This window comes from [Clostridium] polysaccharolyticum (genome assembly GCF_900111595.1).
GTDB classification, from domain to species: Bacteria; Bacillota; Clostridia; order Lachnospirales; family Lachnospiraceae; genus Clostridium_AI; species Clostridium_AI polysaccharolyticum.
The window spans coordinates 135,719-148,579 of sequence record NZ_FOHN01000005.1; the positions used below are offsets into that span (position 1 = coordinate 135,719).

The window sequence follows — 12,861 nt, forward strand, 5'->3', positions numbered from 1 at the left end:
ACCTTCTCCTATATTGTAATGATTTTACATTGGTTCTCGTTCTTTTCTTCTGGCTTTATGTATCGAACCAGTTCTCGAATAGAAGGATGTGTGAACAAATCTATAATGGAAATTTCTATATCGAAGGCTGTCTGAATTCTGTCAAGCAAAGTTACTACTTTTATGGATGTGCCTCCCATCTGAAAAAAGCCATCTGTTACAGAAATGTCTTGACGTTTCAGGACTCCTTCCCATATGCCTTTCATTTTTTCTTCCATAGGTGTCAATCCGTTTTGTTCTGATTCCTTTTCATCTTTTTGGTTATTCACATAACGGATCTCACAAACATTATCCTCTATCAGAATCTTTTCTTTGCTCTGACAGACTACTTGCACAGTCCTCTTTTCCAGTGCAATATCTTTTATGTCCACTTCACCATAGGAATATAGCGCTGTATGAATACAGTCAACTCCAATAAGGGCATGGGTTATATTTCTTTTTAGCAAGCCTTCTAAGGAAGCAAATCCTTTTTTCAAATCCATGATTGCATAACCTGCATTTTGGGCAATAATTCTGTCATTTAATGTCTCTCCCTTGCTCATTCCCATGTTATCCCATTTACTCCATGCATAATTAAAATACTGGTTTTTCGGACTGCTCCAAGGATATTCATACATATATCTGCTGACACTGGAATAAATACTGTATGTCTGCCCCCCAAAGAAAGCAGTTACACTATTAAACAGAATAATATCCAGCCCTTCTTTATCTTTGACAAATTCATTGATATCAGCAACTGCAGCCATTCTTGGCAAAGCAAGTTCCATCACATTTTTCTCAGCCAGTTTCTCAATTCCATATTCACCTGCATGTGAAACATGTACAGTTGTAGACTCCTCACCAATTAAATCAATAATGCCTGTTAAATTCTTATCTGCATACTTAGAAAGAATCCTTAACAGATCGCCTTGTTCTCTAATCTGACAGCTTGTATATTCTACTTCTCCATATTTGCGTAACTGCTCTAGCAAAGCCAAACACTCTTCTTCTGAACGTCTTCCAATTAAAATCAGTCTGCAGTCATAACGTTCCAGTAAATATTTACATAAATGTCTTCCAATGCCGCCAGTTCCTCCGATTACCACATAGGTTCCGTTTTTTTGGAAAGAATCTCGGCTAATTTCATGTTGCCTTAGATCCATTGGTTCCATTTGTCTTATCTGACGTTTTCCATTCTGATACTGAACATAACTGACTTTTTTACTAAAGTTTACAAATTCCATTATTTCCTCTGCAAACTGGGCAAACATGCCTGTATTAGCATCATCTGTAAAATGGAGAGAATCGTCTGTTCTTTCACCATCCTCCACATAAGTAATAATTCTGATTTTAACTTGAGGATACTCTTGTGGAATAGAACAGCAGAACCCTTCTATTAATGTCCGGACTGGATTATCCTGCTCTGCAATTACCATAAGATTTCCTTCTCCATTCATTTCGTCTAATATCTTGCAGAACATTTTTATTTCATTTTCAAAAGACTGCATACATGTATCAGGAGTACAATCCGTAATATTTATAATAACAGCGTCTTCCTTTTGTCCTGTGTTTCCCTGGACAAAAGCAAACTCTTTCCTGCCTTTTAACGTATCTTTCATCCTGTTATAAATCAGGTTTTCTTCTTTTCTGCAATAAGTCTTTATGCTGATTCTGCTTTCTTTCTGCTTATTTTGTTTTACCTCTTTTTCTACTTCTTTAACCTGGTAAAACCACTCTGGTATGCGATTTGCATCGTTGGTGTCAATAGAGTGAAGTCGGTTTTCATGAAGCATAACTACTAGTTTCTTCTTGTCAATTTTACCGATGGATGTTCTAGGGATATCTTCTAATGGTACTGCCACTAGATAATCATAGGTAAATCCATAATTCTTCATCATCTGAAAAGAAATTTTTTCTTTTACTAGTTCTTTGGAAACCCCTTCTGGATCCCCAAAGAAAATGCAGATTTCATCTTGATTGGTTTCCTCATCTTTTAGCACGGAACAGCCTACGGTTCCAGTCTGAATACAATCAATTTCTTCAATACACTTTTCTACTTCCAGACAGCTGGTATTAAGTCCATTTTTTATAATCAGTTCCTTGCTTCTTCCTGTAATTACAATTTCGTCTTTGAGAATCACAGCCTGATCACCAGTGTCAAACCAGCCATCTGCCGAGAAAACTTCTGCATTCAGCTGATCTCGTTTATAATATCCCATATGAGTTGTGACCCCTGAAATCTCAAGTTCCCCAATTTTTCCTTTAGGAACTAGCTTTTTATCATTATCCACAATACGGACTCTTACTCCTTTTACTGGTTTTCCCACTGCTACTGAATTTTTATATATAATCTCTCCAAAGCATTCTGAATACAGTACCCCTGATGAAGTTTCGGTCATTCCCCAGCAAGGAATCATCGCATTCTTGGCTAACTCTTTTAAGGATAACAATTCCATAAATTCATGACAGGCATTATAATTAATTGCTTCCCCCGCATTGATAATGTACTTAACTGTTTTTAGGGAAAAATCTGTCTTTAAGACTTCCTCCTGATAATCCAAAATCAGCCCATATGCAAAATTCGGAGCCCACGTGCTGGTAATTTTATATTGATCCAGATACATCAGCCATCGTATTGGCTTTTTCAAAATATGTTCTGTGTCTGCCTGAACCTGGAACGTATGATTAATAACCCCGCAAATGTGAAACATAAGAACCCCACCAACGTGATCCATCGGCATCCAGTTTAAAGTTCTGTCCCATTTTTGCAAATGGTAATGATCAATAAAAGCATGGGATCTTGCCATGACATTCCCATGTTGTAATGGCACTCCCTTTGGCCCGCCTGTACTTCCAGATGTAAACATCAGCAAACATACGTCTGTTTCTTTGATATCTGGTCTTATGTATGGGCAGCCATTTTCTTTTTGAACCTCTTGATAAGACAATACAAAATCATCTGGCAATGCCAGTTCTTTCACAGGTTCTGCCTCTACATCCCCAACAATCATATACGCTGGTTTTGACACCTGAATCACATCTAAAATTCTTCTTCCCGCTGCCTCATCAGGATTAAAGCTTTTAGGGGTTCCTAGCGGCGTTACCGTTACTCCTGCTAGGATACAGCCCCAGAATACAGGTATAAAATCGCATACATTATTGATAATTAAGATTATATTGGGGTTCTCGCCTAGCTCTTTTGACATCAGGTTTGCTGCAATGTTCTTTGCCTTTACTTGCAGTTCTTCATAAGTAAAAGTCGTAATACCCCCATCATGTCCAATGCATACAATCTGTTCCTTTCTCTGGTCTGGCTCTAAGTTCATTAGAGCATCAAGCAATGTCCTATCTGTGTAAATAACAGGACTGCCACCATCTAATATTGACAAATCTGCAAGAGCAGTCTCATCTGGCTTTTTCTGCAGTTTTTCTTCTTTATGCTCCTTTTTTTCCTGTAACTCTTTTGGATTGATAACTCCAATATCATAGCCTTCCATTTCCATACTTTTATTCACCAGATTCAGATAGAAACCTTCTACACCGTTTTTCTTCCTTATCTGGTTTTGTAAAGTACAGATTTTTTTGCTGAATGACGCAGTTTCAGATCTCATTTTCCTTTTCTCTAGTCCTGCAGCATCCTCCACCTTGCATACCAGTAAAGTCATTACATACTCTTCTTCTATAACTTTTAGCAAGTTTGAAAATTCCAGTTCCTTATCTGCTTCATAAAACAGATAGCATCGGTTTCCTTCTATTAGAACTTTACAGTCCTTAATTTCTTTCTGATTCTCTAAAACGACTTGTTCTAAGGCATCTTCTGCTTGAATCTTTTTCTCGCTGATACTTCTCTCCTCTGCCTTATCATATTCAAATACTCCGATCTGTTCCTTTGCATTCTCAAGTATATTCTCTAATATTTCGCAGTATCTTCTGGTTAGCACCTGTATCCATTCCTTCTGATACATAGTCTCCCGTCCAGCCATTTCAAGCTGGTACTCTTCTTCTTTTTCTGTAATTGAACACATAAAATCAAATTGCAGGTTAGGTTCTTTATCTGCATTCATCAATTTCATATTAAGAAAAGCATCACTATTTCCATGAAACAGAGTGTCATTCTGCAAAGTAAAAACACTTTGGAAAACAGGATTGCTATTTTGCTCTCTTTTTATATTTAAACAATTCACAAGTTCATCAAATGGAAGCTCACTGTGATCAATAGCATTTAATACCGTATTATGTACCTGTTTTAAATACTCATCGTAAGTCATATTTTCATTAAACTTTATATTAACTGGTATGGTATTTGAGAAGAATCCCATAACCTGTGACCACTTTTCATCATTACGATTTAGTACTGGTGTTCCAATGGTAAGGTTATTCTCTCCGCTAAAACTCCACAATACCAGACTATAGACACCTATAAAAAGACTAAACACAGATATATTCTGATTTCTGCAAAATGACAGTATTTTCTTTTTATCACCTGCCACTTGTGACACAAACACACCTTTTCCAGCATCTTTTACTGGCTTGGGCGAATTATTCAATAAAGAAGTGCATATATTGGCATTTTTTAGCTGTTCTTTCCAATATGAGATATTTTCTTCTTGATTCAAGTGTTTACTATATAATGCGTAATCCCAATACTGAACCTCTTTTTCCAGCGAAAGCTTATGTCCACTTGCGATCTGCTGATACACTTCATTTAATTCCTGAATAATAAGCCCCATAGACCATCCATCACAGAACATATGATGGATATTCAGGATAAAAATATGTTCCTTTTCCCCCATTTTCACAAGCTTGACCCTTATCGGAAATTCTTCTTCCAGATCAAAAGGCTTTTGATACTCTTTTTGAAAAACTTCTTTCAATAAAGCTTCTTTTTCTTCTTTTAAACTGAGATCCAGCTCGTCTATGAAAGCTTCCTCTGGCTCATTCACAACTTGAAATGCTTCGCCCTCTACGAAAATTAAAGTTGTTGTAAACACCTTATTCCGTTGCACCAGATGTTCCCATGCCTTTTTGAAAATTTCTTTGTCTAATTCCCCTTTTATATGAATACCAAACGTCACATTATAGTAAGGATTATTCTTATCCATTTGATACAGAAACCACATGCGTTCCTGCTCTGACGATAATGGATACACATTATAATCTTCCCCAGACTGCTTTAACACTTGAATGAATTTCTTTTTTTCACCCTCTGATAACTTCCTAAATTTCTCACTAAATTTCAGCAAATTTCTCATCCTTTCTAACAAATTGCCAATTGCTAATCCTCTAAAGATGTGTTCACCACAGAATCCAATATCTTCTTAAAGCACTCTTTCATGGCATCAACAGCAAGTTCATCTAAATAGCACTGATTATAGCTAAATTCTCCATAAATTTTTCCTTTTGTATGATTTACCATCAAACCAAGATTATGGCTTACTTGACTATTCACATAAACCACAGATGATATTTTAAGCTCCTGATTCAATAGGATGTCTTCTGCCAGCTCTTCATCCTCCAGATAATTGTATACAATATGATGTGGTATCATCATTTTTTCTCTTGGTGCTTTTAATATACGGCACAAATCTACATATGGCGGATACTTTTTCCCAATATAGTACAGTACACTCTGTCTGACTTTTTTTATAACAGATGCAAATTCATCCTCTTGTTTTATTTCCAGACAAAGCAGTTCCAGATTTACAAGCAATCCAATCATCTCTGATTCTTCCTGATTTCTAGAGGAAAAAGGCGTTCCAATTGTAATTTTCTCCTTTCCAGAAACTTGATGAAGCATAACAGCATAAACGGAAAGAAGTCCAATGTTTAAGGAAGCACCATAAAAAGCACATATTTTCTGAAATGCTGCTGTTTTCTTTTCATCTAATTCAAAGGAAATGTATCCTCCCTCTAATGCTTTCTTAGTGGCATCCATCTGGCCTGGAATATTTAGATATTCACTTTTATCCACTAGCTCCTTGAAAAAATGTTTTTCTTCTTCCGAGAAGGAATGCATTTTCTCTCTCTTACAATGTTCAAAATACATTTGTGTGTAATTTTTACCTAGCTGTTTTTCTTTACCGTAATTACTAAACAGGTTCTTCAAAAAAATCTTAATAGACATATCGTCTGTTATAATATGATGGAAAATCAGATAAAGACGATATTCTTTTTCTCCCAAATATGCCAAAACCACTCGGCAAAGCATATCCTGTTCAATATCCATAGAAAGTGACATCATTTCCTGCTGTATATCATAGACCGCTTTTTTCTTTTCTTCCAGTCTGCATTTCTCTAAGTGAATCTGCTCAATTTCAAGTTTTCGTTCTTCTTGAATTTCCTGATACGGATTAAATTCTTCATCCACTAATATAGCTGCTTTGACAAGACTATACTTAACTGCTGTCTGTTCTAAGGCTGTACTTAACTGATTCACATCTAAATCTCCAGTAATATCTACATATACAGGAACAACAAACCGGTTTTCACTTTCCCGAATGCAGTCAAACCATACTCCTTCCTGTGCGTAGGATAATGGTGCTTTCTTATAGTCTGTTGCTATATTTTCCATATCCTTTTCTGCAGCAGGACTTTCTTTGCTGTAAGAATCTGCCTGTATCATAAATGTTTCAATTGTCTTTGCTGTTAAAATATCTGTAATGGCAGCATTCAGTCCTAGTTCCTGATTTAATTCCGTGACAATTCTTAAACCTTTTAACGAATCTCCACCTGCCATAAAGAAATTCATTTGCGGATCAAAATTTGGCAACTGCAGCTGTTTCTTTATAATGTCTAGAATCTGGTTCTGAAGTTTCGTATACTGTAATTTTTGACTATCGTCCTGAACTATTTGCTTATCCCAGTCTACATTCAATTGATGTAAATCCAGCTTCCCATTAGGAAGAACCGGAAGATACGGAATTCTTTGATAAATTCTAGGAACCATGTAATCTGGCAAATACAAAAGCATATATTGCATCAGTTCTTTAGAATCCATTTCTTCCTGTGAAACATAAAAAGCCTGAATACTATTGGTTTCTTTGTCATATTTCACTGCACAGTCTGTAATGCCTTGATATTGATTTAATACATACTTGATTTCTCCTAATTCAATCCTCTTGCCATTTACTTTTACCTGCAAATCATCCCTTCCTAGAATATCAATTTCACCGTCAGCCCTGTATCTTCCTAAATCTCCTGTATTATACAAGACAGTCTTTAATTCTTTGTGCCAGATAAATTTCTTAGCAGTTAATTCCCTATCTGTATATCCTTTTGCCAATCCAATTCCACTATTGTATATAGTACCCGTTACACCCGCTGGCACTGGTTCTAACAAATCATTTAAAATATGGTACTGTGTGTTCCATATAGGCTTTCCATATGGAATATGCTGATTTTTCGCATCATCCTCTGTCACATTATGCATAATGTTCCACACCGTAGTTTCCGTCGGTCCACCTGTATTATATAACCTTGCATTCTTAGCGTATTTTTTCACTTTCTCATAAAAATACACTGGAAGAAACTCGCCACCTAATACAATGGTTTTCATGGAAGGAAATATATTTTCTTTTTGTTCTTTCTCTAGTTCAATAAAAAGCATTTCCATCATTGTAGGAACAGACTCCCAGAATGTAATCTGGTATTTCATAAGCAGTTCAATCCAATGTTTTGGTTCCTTTACTTTTGCTGCCTGCGGAAATACAATGGTCCCCCCTGTTGTAAAAAATCCATACAGATCATACAAGCTCATATCGTGGCAAATATTTGTTAGCGACAATATCCTGTCTTTCTCTGAAATACCAAAATACTGATTCGTAAATTCCATGCAATTTACAATACCTTGATGTTCTATATAAACTCCTTTTGGATTTCCTGTTGAGCCTGACGTAAATATCACTGCAAATACATCTGTTGCTTCTTGGATCACTGGCTGCATACTGCACTTGCTCTTCAAATCCAATTTCGTAATATCTAAAATCTTCATTGGGAAAGTTCCATCAATGAAAAACTCTCTCTCCTTTTTACTATCAGTCAGCATAAGCCGTCCATCAATTGACTCCACTGCCTGTTTCACTCGTTTTACAGGCAATTCATATTCAATTGGTGCGTAAACTGCGCCAGCATAAGTAATTGCAAGGGCTGCCACCAATTGCTCCTGTCCCTTTTCAAGCATTACTGTGATTACATCATTTCTGCCTAACTGTAATTCCACAAGTTTATATGCTAAAGCCTTAACCTTATTCCCGATTTCTTCATAGGTATAGCATACATTTTTATCGATTACTGCGATGTTTTGTCTATGTGTTTCCATTGCTTCACAGATTTTTTCTCCCATACTAGCCTTACCAATGCTGTGTTCCGTATGATTTATCTGTGCAATCAGTTTCTGATCTCGTTCTGGCAATGCTACCGTACCATTTTTCTCCCATATAGCAGCATCCTCTGCTAAACTTTCCAGCATTTCAATAAATGCCTTCTGCATAGCAATTACCATGTCATTTTCAAAAATTCCTTTTCTGCAGTCCCAGGTAAACAAAATTCCTTCCTTAGCAACTGATGCTATAGCATCCATCCAGACCTGACTTGTATAGGATTCAAAATAGGTACAGGAAAAACTGTTTTCTTCTACCATAGGAATATCCAGAAGACTAGTAAACACAATAGGTGCCACGCCTGTTCCAATACTTCCGCTTCTCTTCGTTAATTCCCGCAAAATATCAATTCCAGTGAAGCTTCTGTTTTCAATTAATTCATATAAATGGAATTGTATTTTTTTCGCCAGCTTATAAAATGCTGTTGTCTCATTATGAAAATCAAAAAGAAGAAAAGTTGCAGTTTCTCCGATAAAATCATTTTCTCCTGACAGATTATTTCCTCTATCAATTAATGGAACATTAATTAAGAACTCCTGCTCTTTACACCAGCGGGCAATTACTTTGCAAAAAGCTGTGAGCAGAACCGAAAAACTTGTCAATTCATATTTTTTTGCATTTTCCTTAATCTTTTCCCATTTTTCCAAAGAAATCAGTGCTTTGTATTGGCTGCTGTCTATGTTGGATTCCACATTATTTTCTTGATTGACTGGAATGTCTGGAATAGATGGCAGACTGTCCATATGCTGTAGCCAGTATTCTTTCGCTTTTTGGTAATGAGCCTGTTCTGTTCGTCTAGCATGATAATTCTGAATATAATCTTGGAATCTTACAATTTTTTTTTCTTCCTTTTTCTCCTTTTCCGTCATATGATAATATTCATCTAAGTCATGTAAAAAAATATTCTTGCTATAACCATCCATAATCAGTCCATCATAATAAAAATGAACCAATGCCTGCTGTCCGCTTTTTGAAACATGTAATTTAAACAGAGGGGCATCTGTGTAATCAATGTTTTCCAGATTCATGTGATGGCGAGTATCTAACAGATATTCTTCATACTGGCTCTGGCTTAATTCCGAGATATCTGTTACCGTTATGGGCATTTTGCCAAGAGCTTTCTTAATTCCTTGTTTCCCATCCTCTGTAAAATAACAGCGAAGCATTTCATGTCTTTCTACAAGCCGTTCTACCGCCGCTGTAAATCGATTCATGTCGAAATCATGGAATTCCAATTCTAGATAACAATGGGTTGCAATCTTGGTAAAAGGCAGGTTACTTTTCCTTGCAATCAGGTACGCCTGCTGAAGTTCACTTAGTTCAAACTCTTCCGTATCCTTACTTTTCGGTTGAGACTCCAGTTTTTTCATGGTATTGTCTGGCTGTATTTCATCTGCATTGTTTATACAATCTAATAAGTAATGAAGGGTCGGCGATTCAAAAAAGTCTGTTAAACTGATTTCGCAGTGATACTTTTCTCGGATTATGGTCAAAAGCTGTAAGGCAAGCAGTGAATGTCCACCTTGTTCCCAAAAAGATTCGTCTTCATGAAATACTTCTTCTGACTGAAGCACCCGGCTCCATAATTGCTTGATTTCTTCCTTTACAGAACCTGGCGAACTGTTTTCTTTTTCTTCATAAGTACGCTTCTTGGCTAAATCCTGCAAAGCCTTTCGATCTGGCTTTCCATTGCTTAAATGTGGAATCTCTTCCATAATGTTAAAATATGCAGGAATCATATAATCTGGAAGCAATCGTTTTAAACTGGTTCTTAACTCTTTTATAAACAATTCCTCTTCTGAAAGCTTATAAGGAATATTGGCAACTTCTTTTTCCTGATTGCAATCTGGTAAAATATTATCTGGAATGCCTTTTGTATAAAAAACTTCCATTCGATTATTTTCCGTATTCTTTATGGCACACTGGTATCCATAACGTACTCCCATTTCATAAAACTGCATAGGCAAATCACCTGCTGTCTCCTGGCCTGCCAGTTCTTCTTTTAGTTTGGTAATTTCCTTTTCCTTATCAGCCTGCTCAATCCATTCTTGCACTTTTTGATCAAACACTAAAAACTGATTTGGTACATTTTTTATTACAAAGGATTCCTTGGTTTCCTTTTCATTTGCCTCCATTAAAAGATTTTCCAGCTGTCTAAGATCCATTTTCTGCAAAGCAAAATCATATACTTTTGCTTCTTCTAATCCATTACGCAATCTGGCACCTTTTCTTATGGTTACATCATATCTGTATTTGGATACTTCATTTACAGACTTCATATCCTTTACTCGAACTTGAATGCCTGCAATATGCTTATTCTGAAATAAAATTTTTTCAAAATACTTAGGTGATACGCAAAAGTCTTTCACCATCCTGTAATCTTGAGCAATTTTTTTCTGAATGTCTTTCACCGTTCCATTGTCTGTCTGATAATAGTTTACTGTTGTTCGAAAAAGGGAAAGCAGATTAAAATCAATAATATCACCAATGAACAGATTCCCGTTGTCTGTAAGCAATTCTAGGCATTGGTTTATGACTTTTGTTAAATACTGTTCCGATCCAAAAAACATGATTACCGAATTAATGATAATGGTATCAAATGTTTTATCCTGCAATAGACTAAAATCGTCTGCTGATCCTTGAAATACCTCTGTTTTATCATTTAATGACGGATTGCTTTTCAACTGCGCATTTAGTTTTTCCACTGCTACTTCTGATAAATCCAGCCCTATATAGGAATCTACATGTGCAATTATTTTCTTTAGAATTAATCCTGTTCCACACCCTATCTCCAGAACATTCTTAGGTTTGCACTCTAAGATACGGCTACTAGTCCGATTCAGCCACTCCATCATCTCATTTGTGTTAATCTGCTCTCTAGTATAGGAACTTGTCCAGCCACTGAAATCAAAAATATTATTCTCAATGACCTGTTCTTTATATGCTTTATCAAATACATCTTTCCATAAACTATTTTTTGTAGAATCCCGTTGTTCGTCTATTTTTAAATAAGCATGTATTTTTTCGTCTTCCGTACCAACTGCCACAGCTTCTACTACCCTAGGATCTTTTTTCAGATTACATTCTATTTCCTCTAGTTCAATTCGTTTTCCATTTTTCTTAATCTGCAAATCACTTCGGCCTAATATCTCAATTTCACCTTGAGAATTATAGCGTCCTAAATCCCCTGTATTATACATACGAATCTGCAAATCAGGATGAAGGATAAATTTTTTCTCCGTAAGTTCCAAGTCTGTATAGCCCTTTGCAACACCAATACCGCTATTGTAAATGATTCCTGTTTCGTTTACTTCTACATATTGAAGATTTTCATCCAAGATATGGTACTGCGTGTTCCAAATCGGTTTCCCATAAGGAATACGCTGGTTCTTGATATCTTGGGCTGTAACTTTATGTATAATATTCCACATAGAAGTTTCTGTAGGTCCTCCAATGTTATATAATTCCACCTGTTCTGCAATACTCCGCAGGCGGTCATACAATGAAATCTTCATAAACCCACCACCAAGTAAAACATAACGCAAACTTGGAAGTTCTATTGCCTGCTCTTTCCTTCCTTCTATATAAATCAAAAGCATCTCCATAAAGGTTGGTACACAAGACCAGAAAGTAACGGAATATTTTTTCAGAAGTTCTATCCACTTTCCAATGTCTCTTCGCTCTGCTGCCGTTGGCATAACAATTGCACCTCCAGCTAAAAGCATTCCTAGCATTTCATATATGCACATATCATGGCACAAGTCTGTTACCGAAAACAAACGGTCTCTTTCCCCTATCTGAAATCTGGAATTGGTATATTGAAAACAGTTATAGACTCCTTTTTGCTGTAACAGCACCCCTTTTGGCATGCCCGTAGAACCCGATGTAAAAATAACTGCAAATACATCCTCTGGTTTTGTTGCCACTGGCATAAAGTCTTCAGAATCATCTATTCTAATACACTCCTCAAAACTGTACACTTTGGCTTTAGCCTCTTGATATAACGGCACATTTTCTTGTCTGGTAATCACCAGTTCTGCATTTACCTGATTTATACAGTCACATGCCAGCCTGCTAGGATAAGAACAGTCAATGGGCACATACGCAGCTCCCGCATACACTACACCTAATACCGCTGCCACCTGTTCAAACCCTTTATCAAATACTAATGCTACTCTGCCATTCCTGCCTATTCCCATTCTACTAAGCCTTTTCCCAATCGTTTTGGCCATACTGTATAATTCCCTATAAGTGTATCTTTTTTCACTCATAAAAACTGCTGCTTCATTTTTATGCTTCTGATAAGATATTTCTAACAGTTCTCCTAAACACTGATAGGAGATTTCCTTTTCCGTGTCATTGAACTGTTGGATTAATGTACGGCTTTCTGCTGATAATTCAGAAGTTCTTTCGCTTTTTTCCTTTTGATTCTCACTATTTTTCATAACTATCCTTTCAAATTTCC

2 protein-coding genes are annotated in these 12,861 nt (G+C 36.4%); both read right to left on the reverse strand.

Annotated elements, in window-relative coordinates:
- Positions 1-8: 8 nt before the first annotated feature.
- Positions 9-5,261, reverse strand: coding sequence for an SDR family NAD(P)-dependent oxidoreductase (locus tag BMY85_RS04855; protein WP_177180643.1), 5,253 nt, complete (start codon positions 5,259-5,261; stop codon positions 9-11).
- Positions 5,262-5,293: 32 nt separating this feature from the next.
- The gene (locus BMY85_RS04860) at positions 5,294-12,841 is read right to left on the reverse strand and encodes a non-ribosomal peptide synthetase (RefSeq protein ID WP_092477049.1); all 7,548 of its coding nucleotides are present in this window, start codon (positions 12,839-12,841) and stop codon (positions 5,294-5,296) included.
- Positions 12,842-12,861: the final 20 nt, after the last annotated feature.